Source organism: Micromonospora pallida, assembly GCF_900090325.1.
In the GTDB taxonomy this organism is placed as follows: Bacteria; Actinomycetota; Actinomycetes; order Mycobacteriales; family Micromonosporaceae; genus Micromonospora; species Micromonospora pallida.
The window spans coordinates 5,196,417-5,219,866 of sequence record NZ_FMHW01000002.1 but is presented as its reverse complement, the minus strand read 5'-3'; the positions used below and the strand labels follow the sequence as shown (position 1 = coordinate 5,219,866).

The window sequence follows — 23,450 nt, the reverse complement described above, 5'->3', positions numbered from 1 at the left end:
GGTGTATGGCAAGTCCTGACACTCCTCGAACAATTGCCGGTGAAAGTGGGCATATGATGCCTTTGACTGCCTTCCACCGGGAGGCCACGGCCTCCCGGCCCGCGGGTGCCCCCGGTGGCACCCGCCGGCACCGCCCCCCGTTCCTGCTCGCCGGGTTCCTCGCCGTCCTGGTCGGCCTGACCGGCGTCGCCGGCTGTACCGCCGACCGGCGCGCGGAGCGGCGCGGCGGTGACGGTTCACCGGCCCCGAACGCCACCGCGTCCGGCTCCGCCGTGCCGGCCGGGTCGAGCGCGCACACCCTCACCGTCGACGACCGGGAGCGGACCTACCGCCTCTACCGGCCCGCCGCACTGGACCTGGCCAAGCCGGTCTCGCTGGTGGTCATGCTGCACGGCGCGGCCGGCACCGGCGAGCAGGCCGAGGAGGCGTACGGCTGGACCGAGGAGGCCGACCGGGGTGGCTTCGTGGTCGCCTTCCCGGACGGCGTGAAGCGGGCCTGGGCGGTCAGCGAACACTGCTGCGGCCAGCCGGTCCGGCAGGGGGTCGACGACGTCGCCTTCATCGAGGCGCTCGTCGGCACCCTCCGGGAGCGGATGCCGGTGGACCCGGCCCGCACCTACGTCACCGGGATCTCCAACGGCGGGCTGCTGGCGTACCGGCTGGCCTGCGACACCGACCTCTTCGCCGCGGTCGGTGCGGTGGCGACCACGCTGGCCGGCGAGTGCGCGTCCCCGGCCCCGGCCAGCGTGCTGCACATCCACGGTCTGCGCGACGAGACCATGCCGTACCGGGGTGGTCCGGGCAAGCGCGACAACGGCGGCACCGGCCGGAACCCGGTGAAGATCGACGGGCCGCCGCTGACCGAGCTGATGGCGAAGTGGCGCACGGTGGACGACTGCGCCGCGCCGACGGAACGCGCCGACGGGCCGGTGACCCGGTCGACGACCTCCTGCGCGCAGGGCCGCGCCGTCAACCTGATTACCATCGCCGACGCCGGTCACCAGTGGCCCGGCGGGAAGCCGAACCCGCGCGCCGAGCAACTTCTCGGCCTCGAACCCCCCTCGACCGCGTTGGACGCGACCGCGGAGATCTGGAAGTTCTTCAGCGCGCACCCCCGACCGGCCGGCGCCTGACGCCGACCGGCACCCCGCACCCCGCACCCCCCAGAACAGGAGAAGGCATGCCCAGCAGAGACGGTCCGGCGGTCGAGGTCGTCGATCTCGTCAAGCGCTACCCCCGGGCCACCACCAACGCCGTCGACGGACTGTCGTTCACCGTCGCGCCGGGTGAGACCTTCGGGCTGTTCGGGCCGAACGGGGCCGGCAAGTCGACCACCATCGGCATCCTCACCACCCGGCTCCGGGCCACCGGCGGCCGGGCCCTGGTCGGCGGCGTCGACGTCAGCCGGGACCCGGTCGGCGCCCGCGCCAACCTGGCGGTGGTGCCCCAGCACAACAACCTCGACCGGGCGCTGACCCCCCGGCAGAACCTCGTCTACCACGCCGCCTACCACGGGGTGCCCCGGGCCGAGGCCGAGGAACGGGCCAAGGACCTGCTGGAACGCTTCGGCCTCACCGAGCGCGCGGACCGGCGGATCGAGGCGTACTCGGGCGGGATGGCGCAGCGGCTCATGATCGCCCGAGCCTGGATGCACGATCCCGAGGTGCTCTTCCTCGACGAGCCGACCAACGCGTTGGACCCGCAGACCCGGCTGCTGATCTGGAGCCGGGTCCGGGAGATGCGCGAGCGGGGCGTCTCGATCGTGCTCACCACGCACGCCATGAACGACGCCGCCAACCTGGTCGACCGGGTGGGCATCGTGGACCACGGCAAGCTGCTCACCGTGGACACCCCGCAGAACCTCGTCCGGGGACTGGCCGGGCAGGCCATCCTGGACCTGACGGTCACCCCGGCCGCCCGCGACGACGCCGACGAGGTGGTCGCCGCGCTGCGCGAGATGGACGGCGTACGCAAGGCGGAGCGCCGGCCGTTGCCGGTGGGTGCGGCCGGCGCGGGTCGGGGTGCCGCCCTGGGCGCCGCGGGTCGGGCCGCGCTCGCCAAGTTGGGGCCGGCCGCCCTGGCGAAGCTCGCCGCCCGAGCCCGGGCCAACGGGAACGCGCCGACCGCTACCCTGGCCGCGGCGGGCGGGCAGGGCCGGATCCGGGTACGCCTGCACCTCGCCACCGACCCCGCGGCCCTGCTCGGCCCGACGTTGTCCCTGCTCACCGCCCGGTCGGCGGCGCTCAACGACATCCACATCGGAGAGCCGAGCCTGGAGGACGTCTTCATCGAACTCACCGGAAGGGACCCACGGTGACCGCCCTCGACACCCCCACCCCGGTACGCCGCGAGGCCCGGCGCCGCCCGCCCGCCGCCCGGGTCTTCCTCGCCCTGCTCCGGCGCGACCTGATGGTCACCGGCAAGGAACTGTGGGTAATCCTGCTCCAGGTCGGCATGACCCCGCTGTTCATGCTCTTCGTGTTCAGCACGATCCTCGGTGGACAGGGCATCGTCGAGCGGTCCTTCGCCAACCTCTTCCTGCCCGGCGTGATCGCCCTCGCCGCGCTCACCACCGCGTTGCAGAGCACCGCCCTGCCGCTGGTGAAGGAGTTCGGCTTCACCATGGAGATCGAGGACCGGCTGCTCGCCCCGCTCCCCACCAGCCTGGTCGCGGTGGGCAAGCTGGTGGTCGCCACCATCCGGGGCCTGCTCGCGGCGGTGCTGATGTACCCGCTCGGGGCCCTGGTCGTCGGCTCCGCGCCGTGGCGGCTGGAGGGCCTGCCGACCGCCCTGCTGGTGGCGCTGCTCGGCGCGTGGGTCGGCGGTGGCATCGGGATGACCCTCTCCACCATCCTGCCGATCCAGCGGATCAACGTCACCTTCTCGGTGATCGTCACGCCGATCATCTGGACCGGCTGCATCCACTACCCGTGGCCCCGGTTGGAGTCGATGCGCTGGTTCCAGGTGGTCACCGCGTTCAACCCGATGACGTACGTCTCGGAGGGGGTACGGGGCGCGATGCTGCCCGACGTACCGCACATGCCGGCCTGGGTCTGCGTGCTGGCGCTGACCGGCATGGCCGCCGCCCTGACCTGGCTCAGCGTCCGGTCCTTCACCCGGCGGGCCGTCCAGTGACCACGTCCACCAGCCCCGATCCCGCAGGAGGAGTGCAGATGTCGATCAACCCACCGGAGTCCGACGGCGGGCTCGCCAAGTGGCTCGCGGCCCGCGCCGGCGAACTGCTGCTCGCGGTACGCGCCGAGCACGGCCACGCGGACCCGGCCGCGCTGAAGGCCGCCGGTGACCGGGCCTCCCACGAGTTCCTCCTCGCCGAGTTGGCCCGGTGGCGACCGACCGACACCGTCCTCTCCGAGGAGGACGACGACTCGCGCCGTTCGGTGTCGGCCGGCGGCGGGCCGACCCGGCTGGACGCCGACCGGGTGTGGATCATCGACCCGTTGGACGGGACCCGGGAGTTCTCCGAGGAGGGCCGCTCGGACTGGGCGGTGCACGTGGCGCTCTGGCACCGGCACGCGTCCACCCCGCACCGGCTGATCGCCGGGGCGGTGGGTCTGCCCGCCCAGGGACGGGTGCTGAACACGGAGCTTCCGCTGCGGTCCCGCGCCGACCGGACCGGCGACGGCGCCCCGATCCGGCTGGCGGCGAGCCGCAGCCGTCCCCCCGCGTTCCTCACCGACCTGGCCGAGGAGATCGGCGCGCAGTTGGTGCCGATGGGTTCGGCGGGGGCGAAGATCGCGGCGGTGGTGACCGGCGAGGTGGACGCGTACATCCATGCCGGGGGGCAGTACGAGTGGGACTCGGCCGCACCGGTGGCGGTGGCCACGGCGGCCGGTTTCCACGCCTGCCGGATCGACGGATCTGCGCTGACCTACAACGAGGTGGATCCCCGCCTGCCCGACCTGCTGGTCTGCCGTCCGGAACTGGCCACGCCGCTGCTGGCGGCGCTGAGCCGACAGTTGTCGACGGCCAACGCCGGGTCGGCCCCATCGGAGACGTCCCTGGTCAGGAAGGAAGAGCGATGAACAGCGGATCGGCGCTGTACCAGACGTCCCACCTGGACGCGTTGGAGGCGGAGAGCATCTTCGTGATGCGTGAGGTGGTGGCGGAGATGGAGCGGCCGGTGCTGCTCTTCTCTGGTGGCAAGGACTCGATCGTGATGCTCCGGCTCGCGGAGAAGGCGTTCGCGCCGGCGAGCATTCCGTTCCCGGTGATGCACGTAGACACCGGCCACAACTTCCCCGAGGTGCTGGAGTACCGCGACCGGCGGGTCGACGAACTCGGCCTGCACCTGATCGTGGCCAGCGTGCCGGAGGCCCTGGTCCGGGGCCTGGTCACCGAGCCGGCGGACGGCACCCGCAACCGCATTCAGACCCCCGTGCTGTTGGACGCGGTGGAGAAGCATCGGTTTGATGCGTTGTTTGGTGGGGCGCGTCGGGATGAGGAGAAGGCGCGGGCGAAGGAGCGGGTGTTCTCGTTCCGGGATGAGTTTGGGCAGTGGGATCCGAAGAATCAGCGTCCGGAGTTGTGGTCGTTGTATAACGGTCGGCATCATCCGGGTGAGTCGATTCGGGTGTTTCCGTTGTCGAACTGGACCGAGTTGGATGTGTGGCATTACATCGCTCGGGAGCGGATCGCTCTGCCGTCGATCTACTACGCGCACGACCGTGAGGTCATCGAGCGGGACGGCATGCTCTACGCGGTCAACGAGTTCATCCAGCCCCGGGCGTCGGAAACCCCGTTCGTGGCGCAGGTCCGCTATCGGACGGTGGGAGACGCGTCCTGCACCGCCGCCGTCCGCTCCGACGCGGACACGGTGGAGAAGGTGATCGAGGAGGTCGGGGCGACCCGGATCACCGAGCGGGGTGCGACCCGGGGAGACGACCGGGTGAGTGAGGCCGCGATGGAGGACCGCAAGCGGGAGGGCTACTTCTGATGAGCACCGACACCATGCCGCTACTCGACAGCGATTCCGCGTTCCGGGCCATGGACCTGCTGCGCTTCGCCACGGCGGGCAGTGTGGACGACGGCAAGTCGACCCTGATCGGTCGGTTGTTGTATGACACGAAGTCGTTGTTTACGGATCAGTTGGAGGCGGTGGAGGCGGTTTCGGCTGCTCGTGGTGACGAGTACACGAATCTGGCCTTGTTGACGGATGGGTTGCGGGCGGAGCGGGAGCAGGGCATCACGATCGATGTCGCTTACCGGTATTTCGCTACGCCGCGGCGGAAGTTCATCATTGCTGACACTCCGGGGCACATCCAGTACACGCGGAACATGGTCACCGGTGCGTCTACCGCTGATCTGGCGTTGATTTTGGTGGACGCCAGGAAGGGTCTGGTGGAGCAGTCCCGCCGCCACGCCTTCCTCTGCTCGTTGTTGCGTGTGCCGCACCTCGTGCTCTGCGTGAACAAGATGGACCTGGTGGACTGGTCGCAGGAGGTGTTCGAGCGGATCGCCGACGAGTTCACCGCGTTCGCCGCGAAACTCGACGTCCCCGACCTCGCCGTGGTGCCGATCTCGGCGTTGAAGGGTGACAACATTGTCACCCGGTCGGAGAACACCCCCTGGTACGAAGGCCCGTCCCTGTTGCACCACCTCGAGCGGGTGCACATCGCCTCCGACCGGAACCTGGTCGACGTCCGCTTCCCCGTGCAGTATGTGATCCGTCCGCAGTCGACGACGGTCACCGACTACCGGGGTTATGCCGGGCAGGTCGCTTCCGGTGTGGTCAAGCCGGGCGACGAGGTCATGGTGTTGCCGTCCGGGTTCACCTCCCGCATCGCGTCGGTCGAAACCGCCGACGGGCCGGTCGCCGAGGCGTTCCCACCCATGTCCGTCACCGTCCGCCTGACGGATGAGATCGACATTTCGCGGGGGGACATGATCTGCCGGCCGAACAACGCCCCCACCCCGACGCAGGATGTGGAGGCGATGGTGTGCTGGATGGACGAGACCCGACCGTTGCAGATCGGCGGCCGGTACACGATCAAACACACCACCCGCACCGCCCGGGCGATCGTCCGTGACCTGCACTACCGGCTGGATATCAACACCCTGCACCGTGACGACACCGCGGGCGAGTTGAAGTTGAACGAGATCGGCCGGGTCCGGCTCCGCACCACCGTGCCGCTACTCGCCGACGAGTACCGCCGAAACCGCACCACCGGCGGGTTCATCATCATCGACGAGGCCACCAACCGCACCGTCGCCGCCGCGATGATCGTCGAAACCACCTGACAAACCGGTAGCAGGGGACCCTTCCTACCGTTATTTGATGAGGAAGGGCCCCCTGCAACCACCGCAGTCGAGCCGGCTGGCCGGGCACCTCAGTCGCAGCCGACCGCCCGCGCGCTGGCTGCCCAGAGCCGGGCGGCCAACTCCCGGTCGGCGGCCTTCGGTAGCGGGCGGTGGAGCCGCCGGTCGACGTAGTAGCCGCCGTCGACCAGCCGGGCGGGATCCTCGCGGGCCAGCCAGACCAGCGTGTCCGCGCCCTGTTCCGGGCTGCGGAACGGCAGCACCCGCAGGCTCCACGAGAGCAGCCGGCTCTCGCTGCCGAAGCGGGTCCGCACCACGCCCGGATGGAAGCAGTGCGCCGGCACCTCCGGCCATCGGCGCGCGGCCTCGGCGGTGAACAGGATGTTCGCCTGCTTGCTGGTGCCGTAGGCACCCATCGACCGGTACCGGCGCAGGGGAGCGTTCAGGTCGTCCGGGTCGAGTGCGCCGCTGCGGTGCGCGGCGGAGGCAGTCACCACCATCCGGCCGATCCGGTCCCGGAGCAGGTTGCTCAGCAGGAACGGGGCCAGGTGGTTGGCCTGGATGGAGAGTTCGAAACCGTCGATCGTGGTGACCGGCTGCAACACGATGGCCCCGGCGTTGTGGGCCAGCAGGTCGATCCGGTCGTACGCGGCCCGCAGCCGCTCGGCCAGCCCGCGTACGTCGTCCAGCACGGCGAAATCGGCCCGGAACAGCTCGGGGCGTTCCCCGCTCGCCTCCCGTACCCGCTCTCCGGCGGCGGTGAGCCGGGCCGGGTCACGTCCGACCAGGACCACCTGGTCACCCCGGCCGGCCAGGTCCACCGCAGCGGCCAGCCCGATGCCCGAACTGGCGCCGGTGACCACCACCAGCCGTCGGGTGACATCTTCCACAGGTGCGTTCTCCGGCGTCATGGCGCGAGGCTACCGTGACGTAGCCGAGCACCCAGTGTCGTCCCGTCCGCAGTCCTCGCCGGACGGGAGAAGGAGCGCAATCGATGGCCGCAGTTGGGCGTCCCCGCCGGTCCTGCCTCGCGGTGCCGGGTTCCAGCGTCAAGATGCTCGGTAAGGCCCAGGGCCTCCCGGCCGACCAGGTCTTCCTCGATCTGGAGGACTCCGTCGCCCCGCTGGCCAAGCCGGACGCCCGGAAGAACGTCGTCGCCGCGCTCAACGAGGGCGACTGGACCGGCAAGACCCGGGTGGTCCGCGTCAACGACCTGACCACCCCGTGGACGTACCGGGACGTTATCGACGTGGTCGAGGGGGCCGGCGCCAACCTGGACTGCGTCATGCTGCCCAAGGTGCAGAACGCCGGGCAGGTCCAGTGGCTCGACCTCACCCTCACCCAACTGGAGAAGACACTCGGCCTGGCGGTCGGCCGGATCGGCATCGAGGCGCAGATCGAGAACGCCGCCGGGCTGGTGAACGTCGACGAGATCGCCGCCGCCTCGCCCCGGGTCGAGACCATCATCTTCGGCCCGGCCGACTTCATGGCCTCGATCAACATGAGGTCCCTGGCGGTGGGCGCGCTCATCCCGGACTACCCGGGCGACCCGTACCACTACATCCTGATGCGGATCCTGATGGCCGCCCGGATGCACGACAAGCAGGCGATCGACGGCCCGTTCCTCCAGATCCGCGACGTCGACGCCTTCCGCGAGGTGGCGAAGCGGTCCGCCGCGCTCGGTTTCGACGGCAAGTGGGTACTGCACCCGGGCCAGATCGACGCCGCCAACGAGGTGTACTCGCCGGCCCAGGCCGACTACGACCACGCTGAGCTGATCCTCGACGCGTACGAGCACTACACCTCGGAGGCCGGGGGCAGGCGCGGCGCGGTGATGCTCGGCGACGAGATGATCGACGAGGCGTCCCGCAAGATGGCGCTGGTGGTCGCGGCGAAGGGGCGGGCCGCCGGGATGACCCGGACCGCCACCTTCACCCCGCCGACCGACTGAGTCGCCGCCACAGTGGTCGACGGGGTGGGCAACCGAACCGGCTCCGTACGTCGACGCGCGCCCGTCCGGGTCGTGTCAGCCTGCCCGAGCGCGGCGCGGCGGCGGGCCGGGTCCCGCTGGACGAACCGGCCCCGGCGGATCAGTAGGTGCTGCCGCCCGACTGCGACACCGCGAAGACGATGACTGCGACGTAGATCGCGACCCCCAGGCCGATGAGGCCGGTGAGCACCCAGCCGACGATGATCGCGGCCTTCGCCATGCCCTCGCCGTCCTCGCCCGTCTCCCGGATCTGCCGCTGGGCGACGTGGCCGAGGATCGCGCCGACCGGTGCGGTGGCGCAGGAGGCGATGCCCACCAGCGACATGATCAGCGCCACCAGGGCGAGGGTGTTGGTCCGTCGGGCCGGCGGGTAGGGGTACGCCGGGTAGCCCGCCGGAGGGTAGCCGGCCGGAGGGTAGCCGGCCGGCGGGTGCCCCGGGGCGGCGTAGCCGGGCGTCGGGTAGCCCGCGGCGTAGCCAGGCGTCCCGTACGCGTCGGCGACGGGCTGCCCCGAGGTCGGCTGCACCGGAACGTACGGGTCGGCCCCGGCCGGCTGCGCCGGAATGTACGGGTCGGCCCCGGCCGGCTGCTCTGGGGAGTACGGGTCCACCCCGGCCGGCTGCGCCGGCACCGGCGGGTCGGTCATCGACCGGGTCGGGTCGACCGGTGGGGCGGAGGAGGGATCCGACCGGGCCGGGTCCTGCCATTCCGAGGGTGAGGGATATGTCATCGCGTCATCTCCGTCGTGTCCTGGCTGCGCCGTCAGGGTAGTCACCCCGGGCGACAGCCGGGCAACGCGTTACCGGGTGCCGCGTTGCCCGGACCCTGTGGCGCAGGGCAGGATCGGCGGCATGGCGATTGACGCGCGCGCGGACCGTCCCAGCCGATCCCGTCGGGACGCGAGCCGCCCGGGGATGGCCCGACGGACCCGTGCCTCGCTTGCGGCGGCACTGGCCGACCAGGACGATCCGGTGCCCCTGCCCGAGCCGGTGACCATGCGGCTGGACGGGCGGGTGGCGCTGGTGACCGGCGCCGGCAGCCCGGACGGCATCGGTTACGCCACGGCACGCCGGCTGACCGATCTCGGTGCCCGGGTCGCCATCGTCTCCACCACCCGGCGAATCCACGAGCGGGCCAGTGAACTCGGGGCCACCGGGTTCGTCGCCGACCTCACTGACGAAGCCGAGGTAGCCGCATTGGCCGACGCCGTCGCGGAGCAGCTCGGCGAGGTCGAGGTGCTGGTCAACAACGCCGGTCTGGCCAGCCGGGCGAGCCCGGAGGTGCTGCGTCCGGTGGCCCAGCTCAGCTACGACGAGTGGCGGGCGGAGATCGACCGGAACCTGAACACCGCGTTCCTGTGCAGCCGGGCGTTCATTGGGGGCATGGCCGAGCGCGGCTGGGGACGGATCGTGAACCTCGCGGCCACCGCCGGGGCGGTCAACGCCCTGCCCACCGAGGCGGCGTACTCGGCGGCGAAGGCGGGCGTGGTCGGGCTGACCCGGGCGCTGGCCATGGAGATGATCGCCGACGGGGTGACGGTCAACGCGGTGGCGCCGGGCACCATCCACACTGCGGCGTCGACCGTGGCGGAGATCAAGCACGGGCTCGGCACCCCGGTCGGGCGGCCCGGTACGCCCGACGAGGTGGCCGCCGCGATCGTCTTCCTCTGCTCGCCGGCCGCCTCGTACATCACCGGGCAGATGCTCGTGGTGGACGGCGGGAACAGCGTCCGCGAGGCGCAGTTCCGCTGAAACTCAGGTGGTGGTGCCGCTGTTCGCGCCGGCCCACACCACCAGGCCGAGCCAGCCGCAGCAGAACAGCAGGTAGAGCCCGGTGAAGACGTAGCTCAGGATCATGCCCCAGAGGGCGAGCTGCTCGCCCTGCTCGTGGGTCTGCCGGATCTGCTTACGGGCCATGTGCCCGAGGACGATGCCGGCCGGGGAGAACACGAACGCGAAGACCAGCGACAGGATCGCCATCACGTTCGTGTTCCCGCTGGTGGGCGGGGGCGGTCCGAACTGTCCGTACGGCGGCGGGGGCGCGTACGGCGGCGGCTCGCCGTAGTGCGGCTGCTGACCCCAGTGCGGTTGCGGCTGCTCGCCCTTGTACGGCTGCTCGCCCCAACCCGGCTCGGACGGTGGCGGGTAACTCACGACTTCCTCCTCGCCGGCCGTTGCCGGATGCTCGTCTGTTGCGGACGCTAACAGTAGCGGTGAAGCATTTCACACGGCTTCTGCCCACCGGTCACCTTGGCCGGTCGACATGGGCGACACATACTGGCCCGAGCGTTCGATTACCGGTGGGTAATCCCGTGGACCCGGAGGCTGAGATGGCCCGACTCGCCCAGACGCCCGGCCTGACCGATGTGCAGCGGTCGATCCTGGAGACGGTCCGGGAGTTCGCGGACAAGGAGATCATCCCGCACGCCCAGCGGCTCGAGCACGCCGACGAGTACCCCACCGACATCCTCGACGGGATGCGGGAGCTGGGGCTCTTCGGGCTGACCATCGCCGAGGAGTACGGCGGCCTGGGCGAGTCGCTGCTCACCTACGCCCTGGTGGTCGAGGAGTTGTCCCGGGGCTGGATGTCCATCTCCGGGATCGTCAACACCCACTTCATCGTGGCGTACCTGATCTCGCAGCACGGCTCGGCGGAGCAGCGGGCGCGGCTGCTGCCGAGGATGGCCACCGGCGAGGTGCGCGGCGCGTTCTCGATGTCCGAGCCGGAGTGCGGCTCGGACGTATCGGCGATCAGGTCGAGGGCGGTCCGCGACGGCGACACCTTCGTCATCGACGGCCAGAAGATGTGGCTGACCAACGGGGCGTACTCGTCGGTGGTGGCGACCCTGGTCAGGACCGACATCGGGGCCGACTCGGTCTACGGCAACATGAGCACCTTCCTGCTGGAGAAGGCACCGGGCTTCGGCGAGACCGCACCCGGCCTGACGATCCCCGGCAAGATCGACAAAATGGGCTACAAGGGCGTCGAGACCACCGAGATGGTGCTCGACGGGGTGACCGTCCCGGCCTCCGCCGTGCTCGGTGGCGCCGACCAGGTCGGCCGTGGCTTCTACCAGATGATGGACGGCATCGAGGTCGGCCGGGTCAACGTGGCCGCCCGGGCCTGCGGCATCTCCATCCGCGCCTTCGAGCTGGCCGTCGCCTACGCCCAGCAGCGCCGGACCTTCGGCCAGCAACTGGCGAAGCACCAGGCCATCGCCTTCAAGCTGGCCGAGATGGGTACGAAGATCGAGGCCGCGCACGCCCTCATGGTCAACGCCGCCCGGCTCAAGGACGCCGGCCAGCGCAACGACGTCGAGGCCGGGATGGCCAAGCTGCTCGCCAGCGAGTACTGCGCCCAGGTGGTCCAGGAGGCGTTCCGCATCCACGGCGGCTACGGCTACTCCAAGGAGTACGAGATTGAGCGGCTGATGCGCGAAGCCCCGTTCCTGCTGATCGGTGAGGGCACCTCGGAGATCCAGAAGACGATCATCTCTCGCGGGTTGCTCAAGGAGTACCAGCTCTGATCCGGCCCGGCCGGGCTCCGCGTCGACTCGGCGGGCCGGCGGCGCCTCCGGCTGGCCGGCCCCGGGGCCGCGAGTGGCTCAGCGGCACCTCCGTGACCGGGGCGCGGCTGTCCGCCGGCCGGGAGTGGCTCAGCGGCGGCTGAGGCCGGCTGCGGCCCGCTCGACGACCAGGCACCGGTCCTCGATGTAGTCGACGCCCGCCTCCTCGGCGATCCGGCGGGCCTGCGGCGAGACGATCCCGAGCTGCAACCAGACGGCCGGGGCACCGATCGCGACCGCCTCCCGGACCACCTCGACGGCGTCCTCGGCGGGGCGGAAGACGTTCACCAGGTCCACCGGGTGCGGGATGTCGGCCAGGGAGCGGTACACCGGCTCACCGAACAGTTCGTCGGCGGTCGGGTTGACTGGAACGATCCGCCAGCCGTACCGCTGCATCTGGGCCGGCACGCTGTGCGCGGCCTTGCGGGGATCGCGGGACGCGCCCACCACGGCGATCACGGCGGCGTCGGCGAGGATCTGCTGGGCGGTACGCATCAGCCGACTGTAACCCGGCGGCCCACTCCCTCGTCGATCATGGACTTGTGGCACCGCACAAATTCAACAATCAGCACAAATCACCTGCCACAACTTCATGATCGGCGCGTGAGGGTGAGGGGTGGCCTCGCGGCTCGTGCTGACTGGGTCCTATCGCGGGCCCCGACCGCCGCCTGGACGTGGGTATGCAACGGCTCCGGCCGGGTCCGAGACCCGGCCGGAGCCGTCGTCCTGGCTCAGTGGTTGTGCTCGGCCAGCTTCTTGCGGACATCCGTCATGTCGAGCGCCTGGACCTGCTCGATCAGGTTCTCCAGGGCCGACTCGGGCAGGGCGCCGGGCTGGGCGAAGACGATCACGCCGTCGCGGATCGCCATGATCGTCGGGATCGACCGGATATCGAACTGGGCGCCCAGCGCCTGCTGCGCCTCGGTGTCGACCTTGCCGAAGACGATGTCCGGGTGCTTCTCGGCGGCGCGCTCGTAGACCGGGGCGAACCGCTTGCACGGGCCGCACCACTCCGCCCAGAAGTCGACCAGGACGATGCCGTCCTGGCTGGTCACCTCTTCGAAGTTCGCCGTGGTCAGCTCAACGGTTGCCATTCGAGTCTCCGATCAGCGCGATTGGGTACGCCAGGTGGAACCAGGTGGGGGCGTTCCGAATTCCCGGGAGCGTGACGTCGAAACGCCGCAGCTCGCCAGTGGGATCGAAACATGTCTGTTAACGAGTTGTGTGCCATCTGCACTTGCATCCTGCATTTGCGTGACAAGCCGTAATGGGAGCGTTCCCATGAAAATTGACGGTCGTGCCGCCTGCTGCGCGGCGGACATCCCCCGCGACTAGGGGTGATTCTGGCTGCGGTGATCGCTCCACCGGTGGATCTCCGTTACTCTTCGCACTGTAACGAAAAGATAAATGTGACTTGCATCTCTGTTCCGTGTTACATCTCGTAGGGCAGAATCTTCCCCATCAGAGCGTGGGCGGCGGGTGCCGGGGAGGGCCCCGCCGCTCATTGCGTCCGGACCTCTTCGCAGCCGCCTTAACCATCGATAAGGCACACTGTGTCGCACTTCGTCGCCCTCAGGTTAAGGGGACCGGGATGCAGTTCGGCCGCTACTACGAGGAGTTCGAGGTCGACGCGGTCTACCGGCACTGGCCCGGCAAGACCGTCACCGAGTACGACGACCACCTCTTCTGCCTGCTCACCATGAACCACCACCCGCTGCACCTGGACGCCCACTACGCGGAGCATACGAGCCAGTTCGGGCGGAACGTGGTGGTCGGCAACTACGTCTACTCCCTCCTGCTGGGCATGTCGGTGCCGGACGTCAGCGGCAAGGCCATCGCCAACCTCGAGGTCGAGTCGCTCCGGCACGTGGCACCTACCTTCCACGGCGACACCATCTACGGCGAGACCACCGTGCTGGGCAAGCGCGAGTCGGGGTCGAAGCCCGACCGGGGCGTGGTCACCGTGGAAACCCGGGGCTACAAGCAGGACGGCACCCTGGTCTGCGTCTTCCGTCGCCGGGTCATGGTTCCCAAGCGTGAGTACGCGGTGGCGGCCGTGCCGGAGGGCGTCGACCCGGAACGGCCCAGCTTCCCCGAGCCCCGCTGACCACGTATCCGCCCCGTGTCCCGGGTGGTCCGGGGTTCGGTCGCCGGACAGTCGGCTTATGCTGACGCCGGAGGTTCCGATGAGCCACTCCCTCGCCGGAGAGCCGCCCGCCGCCGGCCGTCGCGCCGCACCGTCGACCACCGCCGTCTACTCCGCCACCGAGTGGGAACTGCTCACCGGTCTGCCCGGACGGGTGGTCGTCGTGGCCACCGCCCCGGCCCCCGGTCGGCCGGTGCGCGGCGTCGCCGCCGGGCTCGCCGGCCTGGAAGCGGTGGCCGCCGGACGGGCCTTCGACTCCGACCTGGTCCGCGCCGTGGTCGCCGCCATCTACGCCCGACACGACGAGTCCACGGGCCCCGACCGGTCCGGCCGGGGCCGTCGCCGCCGTGGAACGGTCCCGACCGATCCGGTGGATCTGCTCACCGACTGTCGGACGGCAGCCCGGGTGCTCCGCCGGCGGGCCGACCCGGCCGACTCGGCGGCGTACCGACAGTGGGTGCAGTCGGTCGCCGCCCGGGTCTGCCGGGAGGCCCCCGGCGGCCCCGCACTCAGCCCCACCGACCAGCGGTTCCTCGACCGGCTGGGGATGACGCTGGGTCTGCGCTGAGGCGACCGCCGGGCACCGTACGCTGTGCCAGCGTGACCGGTGACCAGCTCGACGTCGGCGTGGGCCCGTGGCCCGGGGACCCGCCCGACGACCCCCGCTACGACCCGGAACTGCTCGCCGGGGGCGACCGCCGCAACGTGGTCGACCGGTACCGCTACTGGCGGCGGGAGGCCGTGGTCGAGGACCTGGACCGCCGCCGGCACGACTTCCACGTGGCGATCGAGAACTGGCAGCACGACTTCAACATCGGCACCGTGGTGCGCAACGCCAACGCCTTCCTCGCCGCCGAGGTGCACATCGTCGGACGGCGGCGCTGGAACCGGCGCGGCGCGATGGTGACCGATCGCTATCAGCACGTCCGGCACCACGAGACGATCGAGGAGTTCGTCGCCTGGGCGGCCGGTCGGGACCTGCCCGTGGTCGGCATCGACAACCTGCCCGGCTCCTGTCCGCTGGAGACCACCACACTGCCCCGGCGCTGCGTACTGCTCTTCGGTCAGGAGGGGCCCGGGCTCTCCGAGGCGGCCCGGTCCGCCTGTGAACAGCTCTTCTCGATCGCCCAGTACGGCTCGACCCGCTCGATCAACGCCGGAGTGGCCAGCGGCATCGCCATGCACGCCTGGGTCCGGACGTACGCCGGTCCGCCCCCGGCCTGACCTGCGCGGGCCCGGATCGTTACCAGGTGGCGAGCGGGATGTGACCGAAAAAGCCGCTCCGCTTGACGAGGTGGCGATCCGGGGTGACCGTGTGGATATGAGTGTTTCGGTGAGCTGTCCGCGGTGTGGCGGACCGGTACGGGGGCCGGACCTGATGCACACCGAGTCGCGTTGTCTGTCCTGCGGTCCCGTTCCCCCGTTGCACATCCCGGAGCACATCAGCCCGGAGATCGTGTCGAGCGTGGTGGAGCGGATCTCCGCCGGCCTCGCCGGGGATACCCCGGCCGTCCCCCTCTGGTCCCCCTGGCCGCTGCCGCCCGGCTGGACGCTGACCGGCGTTGCCTGGGCCGGCGACGACCGCACCGGGGTGCGCGCCACCGTGGTGGCGTGCGCCGGTCCCGCCCCGCTCGGCGGCGGCCCGGCCGACGTGGTCTTCGTCGCCGAGGAGCCCGGCGTGGGGCTGGGCACCCGCCTGGCCGGTACGCCCGGCCCGGACCCGGGACCCCGGCTCACCGAGGCGCTGGACGATCCCGGCCCGGGGCACCCCGGGCACGTCGCCACCGCGAAGATCCGGGTGGGGGGCCATCCCACTCCACTGTGGCTCGTCGATTCCTCGACGGATCGAAGCGCGTACGCCGGCGAGGCTCGGGGAATGTGGCTCCATGCGATAGCCTGGCCGGCGAGCGCGGGTCACCTCCTCGCGGAAGACGTCGTCCTGCACGACTTGACCGAGTGGACTCCGCCCGAGCTCGTGTACGGTGCGCCCTCTCCGTACCTGCACGGGAAGGCTTGACGAGCAAAGGGGCTTGACAAGTTTCCCGGAATGTCGGAGAACAGACGCAGTATTCACCGTACGACACCTGACTGATACTCTGGGTGCCGCTGCGGCATGGGACCCGGCACCGCGCGAGAGGATGGGCCCGTCATGGTCAAGAAGGTCCTCACCTGGGCCGGAGTCGCGTTCTTGATTTTCTTCATCGCGTTCCAACCCAACTCCGCCGCTGACGTCTTCAAGTCGCTCGGTGGCGGCATCATGGACATCGCGCAGGGCTTCGGCGACTTCTTCACCAACGTCTTCGCCTAGCCAGCGATGGGAAGCCCCTCCGGCCTGCCCCCCGACCCCGACGATCCCGACCGGGAGCGTCGGGAGCGTGACACGGAGCCGATCCCCCGGTACCGGGCGGACGACGACCCGCCGCCGGGCTACGGCGACCGGGCGTCCTATCCGGACGACCTCGGCTACCCCGTCGACGGCCCGCCCTATCCGGACGACGCTCGCTCCGGCCGCACCTGGGTCCGTGACCCGGAGGCTGAATATCAGCCGCCGGTCTTCAGCGACGACGAGCTGGCCGGTCTCCGGGCGGACGCCGCCGGCTCGGCGCCGCGCCGGGTGCTGCCCCTCGAGGACGAGCCCAGCTCGCTGGTGGCCCGCTACCTCTTCCCCACCGAGCGGTACCGGGGCGAGTGGAAGCGGCACTGGATCCACCTCACCACGCCGATCCTGATCGGGGTCGCCGCGACCTTCGTCCTCGGCTACCTCTCCGGCTTCCTCGCCGGCCAGAACGTCGGCGCGCTGACCACCATCGCCGTGCTGCTCTGGTTCGCGGTGATGGGCTGGGTCGCGTGGAAGGTCGCGGACTGGTGGTACGACCGGTTCATCCTGACCAACAAGCGGGTCATGGTGGTCAACGGGATCATCACCCGCAAGGTCGCGATGATGCCGCTGGCCCGGGTCACCGACATGAAGTACGAGCAGACCCCGACCGGCCGGGCCCTCAACTACGGCACCTTCGTGCTGGAGTCCGCCGGCCAGGACCAGGCGCTTCGCGAGGTCAAGAACCTGCCCAACCCGAACGAGCTCTACCTGCGCGTCGTCGAGGAGATGTACGAGCCGCAGGCAGTCGAGGCGCGGCTGGGCAAGGAGGCCGACGAGGCGAAGGCGGACGACGGGGCGTAGGTTTCCGTCCGAACATCGGAGGGACACGCACCTTTTCGCCGTCGACCTGACCTCCCGATCATGGCAGCCTGCCAGAGAGGACGGTCGGGAGGTGAGCGGTGGCCGACAGGGACGACCTGGAGGAGGAGTTCCGCGAGTTCGTCGCGGCCCGCTCCGGAGCCCTGCTGCGTACCGCCTACCTGCTCGCCGGTGACTGGGCGACCGCCGAGGACCTGCTCCAGACCGCGCTGACCAAGACCTACCTGGCCTGGAAGCGCAATGGTGGGATCGACGCCGTCGAGCCGTACGCCCGGCGGGTGCTGGTCAACACGTCGACGAGTTGGTGGCGGCGGCGCTGGCACGGCGAGCGCCCCACCGAGGTGCTGCCCGAGCGGGCCGCGACCGACGAGATCGAGCAGCAGCTCGACCGGGACGCGCTCTGGCGGCATCTGCGGGCCCTGCCGGCCCGGCAACGGGCGGTGCTGGTGCTCCGCTACTACGAGGACCTTTCCGAGGCGCAGACGGCGGCGCTGCTCGGCATCTCCGTCGGGACGGTGAAGAGCCAGACCTCCCGGGCCCTGAACACGCTGCGCCGCCGGCTCGGCACCGAGGAGGCTCTCGACCTGGCTGCCGAGGCGCCGGCTCCGTCCACCGCCGGTGCGGTGGCGCGTACCCCGGTGCGGCCGGTGGCGTCGCGACCCGCCGCAGACATCGGTGCGTCCGGTCCGGCGGACCCCGTCACCGACCTCGAGCCGGCACCGGCGCTCCCGGCCCGGCCACCGGTGCTCGCCACCCCGCTACCCGCATCGACCGGCCCGAGGGAAAACCGGTGAACCGCCCCGACAACCCGCGCACCGGTTCGCCGCGTCCATTCCGCGTGGCGCAGGACGATCTGGAACAGGCGTTGCGGGAGACGCTGGCCCGGCGGGTCGCCGCACCCCGGCCGCTCGCGGTGGATCCGGCCGGCCAGGCGGTACGCCGGGCCGAGCGGATGCAACGCCGACGGACGCTGACCGGGGTGGCCCTGGCCGCGGTCGCGGTCGCGACGGTCAGCACCGGCATCGCCCAGATCGACACCGGCACCGCGCAGTACACCAGCCCGACCGTGCTGCTCGGCGACCCGACCGGACCGCCCGCGACACCGACCGCTCCGGAACCGACAGTGGCCTTCGACGGGCCGGCGTTCGCAGGGCTGTCACTGGTCGCCGGCTCCACCCTGGTCGTCGACGGCCGGGGGAGGGATCTCGGCGGGATCGGTCCGGTCGAGCGGGCCCTGCCGACCGCGGAGGGACTGCTGCTCATCGGCACGCGCAGCGCGGCCGGGCGGACGGTGTGGTTGATGGGGGGCACCGGCACCCACCGGGTGCTGCTCGCCGGGGCGGACGCCGTGGCGGCCGACCCGGCCGGCAGGCGTCTCGCCTGGCGGGAGGGGACCGAGCTGAACACCGCCACGATCGCCAACGGCCAGCTGCTCCCGGGGCTGCGGACGACCGCCCCCGAGTCGGCGGCACCGGTCGGGTTCGTCGACGACGGCGTCCTGCTCCGGGTACGAGCGGACCGGCCGGGCTTCGCCCTCTGGATGGCCGACGGCAGCCCGTTCCGGGCCGGCGCGGACCGGTCCACCCTCGACGTCTACGGCCGGCTTCCGGACGGCAGGCTGGTCGCCCGGGTCACCGGCGACGCCTCGTCCCGCCCGTGCCTGGCCCTGCTCGATCCCGCCCGCGACCTGGCCGCAGCCGTCACCGGCTGCGCGGTGCCCCCGATCGGGGACGGGCCGGGGTCGGTCTCCCCGGACGGGCGGTGGCTGCTGGTGAACAGCGTCCCTGACAGCCCGTCCACGGCCCACTCGGCCCTGTTGGTCGACCTCGGGCAGGCGTTCGGCGCGAAACCGGTGGTCCGCTCCGTGGGGCCGGCGGTGGCCGGCGCGGCGGCGTGGCCGTCCGACGAGGTCGTCTATCCGGCGGTCGACGGGACGCTGGTGCGGCTCCGGCTCGACCGGAGCCCGGCACCGGCCGTCGCCACGGCGGTGCCGGGCCTGCCAGCGGGCCAGCGTCTCGCGCTCGTCGCCAGCGCAGCCCTCTGACCGTCGCCCCGCAGCCGATGCCCAGCCCGCCGTCGGACGAGGTCCCGCCGCCATCGACGGCCCCGGCCCCGCCGGTCCGTCCCGCCGGCCGGCCGCTCCCGGGGCGGGACGGCCGGCGGCGGCGGGAGTAACGTCCGGGCGGTGATCCCGCGATCCTCGTCCACCCCGTCCCGGATCGACCTGCACACCCACTCCACCGCCAGCGACGGCACCCTGACCCCGGCCGAACTGGTGCGGGCCGCCGCCGACGCCGGGCTCGACGTCGTGGCGATCACCGACCACGACACCACCGCCGGATGGGAGCCGGCGCGGCAGGCACTGCCGCCGGGGCTCACCCTGATCCGGGGCGCGGAGATCTCCTGCCTCTGGAACGGGGTGCAGCCGGCGGTGTCGCTGCACCTGCTCGCGTACCTCTTCGACCCGGACGCCCCGGCGCTCGCCGCCGAGCTGGCCCGGGTGCGGGCCTCCCGGGAGGCCCGTGGGGAGCGCATCGTCGAGTTGCTGCGGGCCGACGGCGTCGAGGTGAGCTGGACGGAGATCCACACTGCCGCAGCCGGCGGCTCGATCGGCCGACCACACATCGCGGCGGCGCTGATCCGGGCCGGGCTGGTGGCGACCACCAGCGAGGCGTTCGGGTCGCGGTGGCTGGGCAGCCGCTACCGGGTCGCCAAGGAGGACATCGACGTCTTCGAGGCGGTGGCGCTGGTCCGGGCGGCCGGCGGGGTGCCGGTCTTCGCCCACCCCCGGGCCAGCCGCCGGGGCCGGATCGTGCCGGACGAGCTGATCGTCGAGCTGGCGGCGGTCGGCCTGGCCGGGCTCGAGGCCGACCACGAGGACCACTCGCCGGCCGAACGGGAGCACGTGCGGGCCCTCGCCGCCCGGCTCGGACTGCTCGTGACCGGCTCGTCGGACTTCCACGGCACGCACAAGACTGTCCGGCTGGGCGCCCACACCACCAGTCCGCAGGCGTACGAGCGGATCGTCGCGGAGGCCACCGGGGTGCGTCCGGTTGCCTCAGCCTGACCCGCGACGAGGCTCTCTGGCGTCCGGGCCGTCCGGTCTCACCGGCCTCCCGGCCCCGGTCTCACCGGCCTCCCGGCCCCGGTCTCACCGGCCTCAGGCTCCACCGGCCCCGCCCGGACGACAGGGCCGTCCGACTCGTCGGTTTCCGACCTGTCGTACCGGGATGGCAGGATCGCGGTGTGCGACGTTCCCCAGCCGACCGGTCCGGCCGCGCCACCAGCGGCCGTGCGCCCCGCCCCCGCGCCGAGCAGCCCGAGCAGCTCGGCTTCGCCGGCATGCCGGAGCGGTTGTTCGTCTGCACACCGAGCAAACTCGGGTCGTACGCCGACTGCCCCCGGCGCTACCGCTACTCCTACGTCGACCGGCCGGCCCCGCCGAAGGGGCCACCGTGGGCGCACAACTCGCTCGGCGCGAGCGTGCACACCGCCCTGAAGAACTGGTACGCACTCCCCGCCGACCGGCGTCGCCCGGAGGCGCTGGCCGCCCTGCTCAAGGGCACCTGGGTCCGCGACGGCTACCGCGACGACGAGCAGGAGCGGGCCGCCTTCCGGCGGGCGCTGTCCTGGCTGGAGGCGTACGTGGAAACCCTCGACCCGGCGGTCGAGCCGGTCGGGGTGGAGCGGACGGTGGCGGCGAAGACCGCCGTGCTGGCCCTCAACGGTCGCGCCGACCGGATCGACTCCCGCCCCGGCCCGGACGGCCCCGAGCTGGTGATCGTCGACTACAAGACCGGCCGGACCGGGCTGGACGCCGACGACGCCCGGGGCTCCCAGGCCCTGGCGCTCTACGCGTACGCCGCGGAACGGGTGTTCCGCCGGCCGTGTCGCCGGGTGGAGCTGCACCACCTGCCGACCGGTACGGTCGCCGCCCACGAGCACACCCCCGAGTCCCTCGCCCGGCAGGTCGGCCGGGCCGAGGAGACCGCGCGGGACATCATGGCCGCCGAGCGGGCCGTCGCCGACGGGGCCGAGCCCGACGAGGCGTTCCCCACCCTGCCCAGCACCCGCTGCGGCTGGTGTGACTACCGGCGGATCTGCCCGGACGGGGCGCAGGTCCCGGGCCGGGAGCCGTGGGCCGCCATGGAACACGCCCCGGACCCGACCGCACGGAACTGACCGGCTCGTGTCCTCAGCGCCGGCCGGGTTGTCGAGACGGGCGAAAGGCGGTCAGACCGGCAGGGGCGGGCTGGCGAGCCGGGCGGCGTGGGCCTTGGCGGCCTGCTGGAGCGGCCCCTCCCAGTAGCGCTGCGGCACGGCGGCCAGCGCCAGACGCAGCGCCCGGAGCCCCACCTCGGCGGAGAGGGCCGTGGTGGGCAGCCCGAGGCCGCCGTAGAGCCGGCGTGCCCAGCCGGGCAGCAGCCCCAGCGCCGTACCGGCGACGCCGAAGTACGCCCAGCGGGGCGGACCGAGGGTGAGGCCGAGCCGCACCGGCAGACTGAAGTTCCCGGGCAGCGGCGGGGCGGTGAGGAAGAGCGCGGTCTCCGCCGCCTCCCGGGTCATCCGCAGCTCCGGCCGGATCCGCCGGTAGTAGTCGTCCACCTCGGCAGCGGTGCCGGGGACGGTGTCCGGGTCCAACCCGACCAGGGCCGCCGCCCGACGCTGCTCGGTGTAGTAACGGTCCACCTCGGCGTCGGTCAGGGACAGCCCGGCCCGCCGGGCGGTGCCGACGAACGACTCGACCTCGGTGACGTGCACCCAGCGCAGCAGGTCCGGATCGTCGATCCGGAACGGTTCGCCGGTGGCCGGGTCGACGGCCCGGAGCCGGGCGTGCCGGGCCCGCAGCCGGCGTCCGGCCGCCTCCGCCTCGGCGGTGGTGCCGTAGATCGTGGTCGCCACGTAGGTGGCGGTGCGCACCAGCCGGCCCCACGCGTCCCGGCGGTAATCGCTGTTCTGCGCCACGCCGGCCATCGTCCGGGGGTGCAGGGCCTGGAGGTAGAGCGAGCGCAGGGCGGCGACGAGCAGGACGGGTTCCTCGTGCACCTTCCAGGTCACCGAGTTGGGACCGAAGAGGCCGGTGTCATCGGATGCCACCGACCAAGAGTGCCACGCTCGGGGACGGGCTGCGCCGGATCGACGGCCGCCCACTGACCCGCGGGCGATGGTCGGTCAGACGTCGGCGGAGCGGCGGGCCTGGCAGGTGGGGCAGAGCCCCCAGAAGGTCACTTCCGCCTCGTCGACCTCGAAGCCGTGGGCGATGTTCGGATCCAGACAGGGGGCGCTGCCGACGGCACAGTCGATGTCGGCGATGTCGCCGCAACCCCGGCAGACCACGTGGTGGTGGTTGTCCCCGGCCCGTGCCTCGAACCGGGCGGGGCTGCCGGCCGGCTCGATCCGGCGAGACAGGCCGGCCCGGGAGAGCGCGCCGAGGACGTCGTACACCGCCTGGGTGGAGACCGAGTCCAGCCGCTCGCGGACCCGCCGGGCGATCTCCTCGACCTCGAGGTGCCCACCGGCGGCGAGGACGTCCAGGACGGCGAGCCGGGGCCGGGTGACCCGCAGGCCCCTCGACCTGAGCAGCTCCTCGGTAGTGGACATGAATCAATCACAGCACGCCACGGTGGGGGCGACAACCGGCCTCCGGGACACGTGGCCCCGGCCACAGCCCAGGTCACCGGCGGTGGCACCGAACCGGATCCCGGTTTGACGCGTGTAATCAGCCGGACAGGAATGCGACGTACGCTGGCGCGGCGCGGAAGTCAACCGGAGGTGGCGGTGTTTGAGAAGATCGCGGGATTGCCGCAACACGTCCTGATCGTGCACGCCGTCGTGGTGTTCGTGCCGTTGCTGGCGCTGCTGGCCGTCGCGTACGGGGTGCTGCCCCGATGGCGTGACCGCCTCGGCTGGGCGGTGGCGGCGCTGGCCGTGGTGACGCCGGTGATCGCCTGGGTGGCGACCGAGTCCGGCGAGGCGTTCGAGAAGGCGCTCCGGGACAGCGGCTACCCGCCGGAGATCCTCTCCCAGGTGGAGACCCACTCCGGATACGGCGACCAGTTGCTCTGGGCCACCGTGGCACTGGCCGTCGCAGCGATCGTGTTGCTGCTGGCCACCAGCGGTCGGGCCCGCGCCCGGGCGCTGCCGTCGTGGCTGCCAGTGGTGCTGACGGTCGTGGTGGTCGGCCTGGCCGTGGTCGCGTCCACCCTCGTCTACCTGACCGGTGAGACGGGCGCCCGGGCGGTCTGGGACGGCGTGGTCTGACCGGCACCGCCCT

Annotated in this window: 27 protein-coding genes; 20 read left to right on the top strand and 7 right to left on the bottom strand. The window is 71.8% G+C overall.

The window, feature by feature from the left end:
* Nucleotides 1-53 precede the first annotated feature (53 nt).
* The 6 genes from GA0074692_RS21610 to GA0074692_RS21585 are packed head-to-tail and all read left to right on the top strand — an operon-like array spanning nucleotide 54 to nucleotide 6,258.
* Complete coding sequence (locus GA0074692_RS21610; protein ID WP_245730407.1) at nucleotides 54-1,133, top strand: extracellular catalytic domain type 1 short-chain-length polyhydroxyalkanoate depolymerase; 1,080 nt, start codon at nucleotides 54-56, stop codon at nucleotides 1,131-1,133.
* Nucleotides 1,134-1,180: 47 nt separating this feature from the next.
* Nucleotides 1,181-2,317, top strand: coding sequence for an ABC transporter ATP-binding protein (locus tag GA0074692_RS21605; RefSeq protein WP_091646987.1), 1,137 nt, complete (start codon nucleotides 1,181-1,183; stop codon nucleotides 2,315-2,317).
* Nucleotides 2,314-3,135 carry an ABC transporter permease gene (locus GA0074692_RS21600; RefSeq protein WP_091646986.1) on the top strand — a complete coding sequence of 274 codons (822 nt, stop codon included), beginning with the start codon at nucleotides 2,314-2,316 and terminating at the stop codon, nucleotides 3,133-3,135. Before GA0074692_RS21605 ends, GA0074692_RS21600 begins: the two co-directional genes overlap by 4 nt.
* Before the next feature lie 38 nt (nucleotides 3,136-3,173).
* Nucleotides 3,174-4,043 (top strand): 3'(2'),5'-bisphosphate nucleotidase CysQ, encoded by an 870-nt coding sequence (locus GA0074692_RS21595; RefSeq protein ID WP_091646985.1) that lies wholly within the window; start codon nucleotides 3,174-3,176, stop codon nucleotides 4,041-4,043.
* Nucleotides 4,040-4,954: a sulfate adenylyltransferase subunit CysD gene (gene cysD / locus GA0074692_RS21590; protein ID WP_091646984.1), complete on the top strand. Its 915-nt coding sequence runs from the start codon at nucleotides 4,040-4,042 to the stop codon at nucleotides 4,952-4,954. The genes GA0074692_RS21595 and cysD overlap by 4 nt, the downstream gene beginning before the upstream one ends.
* Entirely contained in the window at nucleotides 4,954-6,258 is a 1,305-nt protein-coding gene (locus tag GA0074692_RS21585; RefSeq protein ID WP_091646983.1) for a sulfate adenylyltransferase subunit 1, read from the top strand. Before cysD ends, GA0074692_RS21585 begins: the two co-directional genes overlap by 1 nt.
* An 89-nt stretch (nucleotides 6,259-6,347) precedes the next feature.
* On the opposite strand, the gene GA0074692_RS21580 is transcribed toward GA0074692_RS21585, so the two are convergent.
* A complete protein-coding gene (locus tag GA0074692_RS21580; RefSeq protein WP_176738722.1) occupies nucleotides 6,348-7,166 on the bottom strand; it encodes an SDR family NAD(P)-dependent oxidoreductase in 819 nt (272 codons plus the stop codon).
* Nucleotides 7,167-7,270: 104 nt separating this feature from the next.
* Here GA0074692_RS21580 and GA0074692_RS21575 point away from each other — a divergent pair, with 104 nt between their 5' ends.
* A complete protein-coding gene (locus GA0074692_RS21575; protein ID WP_091646981.1) occupies nucleotides 7,271-8,227 on the top strand; it encodes an HpcH/HpaI aldolase/citrate lyase family protein in 957 nt (318 codons plus the stop codon).
* Between the two features lie 139 nt (nucleotides 8,228-8,366).
* Here the strand turns inward: GA0074692_RS21575 and GA0074692_RS21570 are convergent, their stop codons facing one another.
* Nucleotides 8,367-8,996 carry a DUF4190 domain-containing protein gene (locus GA0074692_RS21570; RefSeq protein ID WP_091646980.1) on the bottom strand — a complete coding sequence of 210 codons (630 nt, stop codon included), beginning with the start codon at nucleotides 8,994-8,996 and terminating at the stop codon, nucleotides 8,367-8,369.
* Nucleotides 8,997-9,117: 121 nt separating this feature from the next.
* Between GA0074692_RS21570 and GA0074692_RS21565 the strand changes: the two genes are divergently transcribed.
* Nucleotides 9,118-10,017 (top strand): SDR family NAD(P)-dependent oxidoreductase, encoded by a 900-nt coding sequence (locus tag GA0074692_RS21565; RefSeq protein WP_091646979.1) that lies wholly within the window; start codon nucleotides 9,118-9,120, stop codon nucleotides 10,015-10,017.
* Between the two features lie 3 nt (nucleotides 10,018-10,020).
* On the opposite strand, the gene GA0074692_RS21560 is transcribed toward GA0074692_RS21565, so the two are convergent.
* A complete protein-coding gene (locus tag GA0074692_RS21560; protein WP_091646978.1) occupies nucleotides 10,021-10,419 on the bottom strand; it encodes a DUF4190 domain-containing protein in 399 nt (132 codons plus the stop codon).
* 176 nt (nucleotides 10,420-10,595) lie between these two features.
* On the opposite strand from GA0074692_RS21560, the gene GA0074692_RS21555 reads away from it, so the two are divergent.
* Nucleotides 10,596-11,792 carry an acyl-CoA dehydrogenase family protein gene (locus GA0074692_RS21555; protein WP_091646977.1) on the top strand — a complete coding sequence of 399 codons (1,197 nt, stop codon included), beginning with the start codon at nucleotides 10,596-10,598 and terminating at the stop codon, nucleotides 11,790-11,792.
* A gap of 129 nt (nucleotides 11,793-11,921) precedes the next feature.
* Here GA0074692_RS21555 and GA0074692_RS21550 read toward each other — a convergent pair whose 3' ends face one another.
* Nucleotides 11,922-12,326 (bottom strand): CoA-binding protein, encoded by a 405-nt coding sequence (locus GA0074692_RS21550; RefSeq protein ID WP_091646976.1) that lies wholly within the window; start codon nucleotides 12,324-12,326, stop codon nucleotides 11,922-11,924.
* Nucleotides 12,327-12,562: 236 nt separating this feature from the next.
* Nucleotides 12,563-12,925 carry a thioredoxin gene (trxA, locus tag GA0074692_RS21545; protein ID WP_091646975.1) on the bottom strand — a complete coding sequence of 121 codons (363 nt, stop codon included), beginning with the start codon at nucleotides 12,923-12,925 and terminating at the stop codon, nucleotides 12,563-12,565.
* A 497-nt stretch (nucleotides 12,926-13,422) separates the two neighbouring features.
* Here trxA and GA0074692_RS21540 point away from each other — a divergent pair, with 497 nt between their 5' ends.
* The 10 genes from GA0074692_RS21540 to GA0074692_RS21500 all read left to right on the top strand — a co-directional run bounded on the left by GA0074692_RS21540 (nucleotide 13,423) and on the right by GA0074692_RS21500 (nucleotide 21,358).
* Nucleotides 13,423-13,938 (top strand): MaoC family dehydratase, encoded by a 516-nt coding sequence (locus GA0074692_RS21540; protein WP_091646974.1) that lies wholly within the window; start codon nucleotides 13,423-13,425, stop codon nucleotides 13,936-13,938.
* 79 nt (nucleotides 13,939-14,017) lie between these two features.
* The gene (locus tag GA0074692_RS21535) at nucleotides 14,018-14,545 is read left to right on the top strand and encodes a hypothetical protein (RefSeq protein ID WP_091653889.1); all 528 of its coding nucleotides are present in this window, start codon (nucleotides 14,018-14,020) and stop codon (nucleotides 14,543-14,545) included.
* Between the two features lie 32 nt (nucleotides 14,546-14,577).
* Nucleotides 14,578-15,201 carry a TrmH family RNA methyltransferase gene (locus tag GA0074692_RS21530; RefSeq protein ID WP_091646973.1) on the top strand — a complete coding sequence of 208 codons (624 nt, stop codon included), beginning with the start codon at nucleotides 14,578-14,580 and terminating at the stop codon, nucleotides 15,199-15,201.
* 97 nt (nucleotides 15,202-15,298) lie between these two features.
* Nucleotides 15,299-15,994: a DUF6758 family protein gene (locus GA0074692_RS21525; RefSeq protein WP_342672852.1), complete on the top strand. Its 696-nt coding sequence runs from the start codon at nucleotides 15,299-15,301 to the stop codon at nucleotides 15,992-15,994.
* Nucleotides 15,995-16,126: 132 nt separating this feature from the next.
* Nucleotides 16,127-16,285, top strand: a complete 159-nt coding sequence (locus GA0074692_RS34890; protein WP_176738536.1) for a hypothetical protein — start codon at nucleotides 16,127-16,129, stop codon at nucleotides 16,283-16,285.
* 6 nt (nucleotides 16,286-16,291) lie between these two features.
* Entirely contained in the window at nucleotides 16,292-17,158 is an 867-nt protein-coding gene (locus GA0074692_RS21520; RefSeq protein WP_091646971.1) for a PH domain-containing protein, read from the top strand.
* 98 nt (nucleotides 17,159-17,256) lie between these two features.
* Nucleotides 17,257-17,970 carry a SigE family RNA polymerase sigma factor gene (locus GA0074692_RS21515; RefSeq protein ID WP_091646970.1) on the top strand — a complete coding sequence of 238 codons (714 nt, stop codon included), beginning with the start codon at nucleotides 17,257-17,259 and terminating at the stop codon, nucleotides 17,968-17,970.
* A complete protein-coding gene (locus tag GA0074692_RS21510; RefSeq protein ID WP_091646969.1) occupies nucleotides 17,967-19,220 on the top strand; it encodes a hypothetical protein in 1,254 nt (417 codons plus the stop codon). Before GA0074692_RS21515 ends, GA0074692_RS21510 begins: the two co-directional genes overlap by 4 nt.
* Before the next feature lie 144 nt (nucleotides 19,221-19,364).
* The gene (locus tag GA0074692_RS21505; protein ID WP_091653887.1) at nucleotides 19,365-20,243 is read left to right on the top strand and encodes a PHP domain-containing protein; all 879 of its coding nucleotides are present in this window, start codon (nucleotides 19,365-19,367) and stop codon (nucleotides 20,241-20,243) included.
* A gap of 275 nt (nucleotides 20,244-20,518) precedes the next feature.
* Nucleotides 20,519-21,358 (top strand): RecB family exonuclease, encoded by an 840-nt coding sequence (locus GA0074692_RS21500; RefSeq protein ID WP_091653885.1) that lies wholly within the window; start codon nucleotides 20,519-20,521, stop codon nucleotides 21,356-21,358.
* Nucleotides 21,359-21,409: 51 nt separating this feature from the next.
* On the opposite strand, the gene GA0074692_RS21495 is transcribed toward GA0074692_RS21500, so the two are convergent.
* On the bottom strand, nucleotides 21,410-22,273 hold the full coding sequence (locus GA0074692_RS21495; RefSeq protein WP_091646968.1) for an oxygenase MpaB family protein: 864 nt from the start codon (nucleotides 22,271-22,273) through the stop codon (nucleotides 21,410-21,412).
* A 75-nt stretch (nucleotides 22,274-22,348) separates the two neighbouring features.
* Nucleotides 22,349-22,777 (bottom strand): Fur family transcriptional regulator, encoded by a 429-nt coding sequence (locus tag GA0074692_RS21490; protein WP_091646967.1) that lies wholly within the window; start codon nucleotides 22,775-22,777, stop codon nucleotides 22,349-22,351.
* Between the two features lie 177 nt (nucleotides 22,778-22,954).
* Here GA0074692_RS21490 and GA0074692_RS21485 point away from each other — a divergent pair, with 177 nt between their 5' ends.
* On the top strand, nucleotides 22,955-23,437 hold the full coding sequence (locus tag GA0074692_RS21485) for a DUF2231 domain-containing protein (protein WP_091653881.1): 483 nt from the start codon (nucleotides 22,955-22,957) through the stop codon (nucleotides 23,435-23,437).
* Nucleotides 23,438-23,450: the final 13 nt, after the last annotated feature.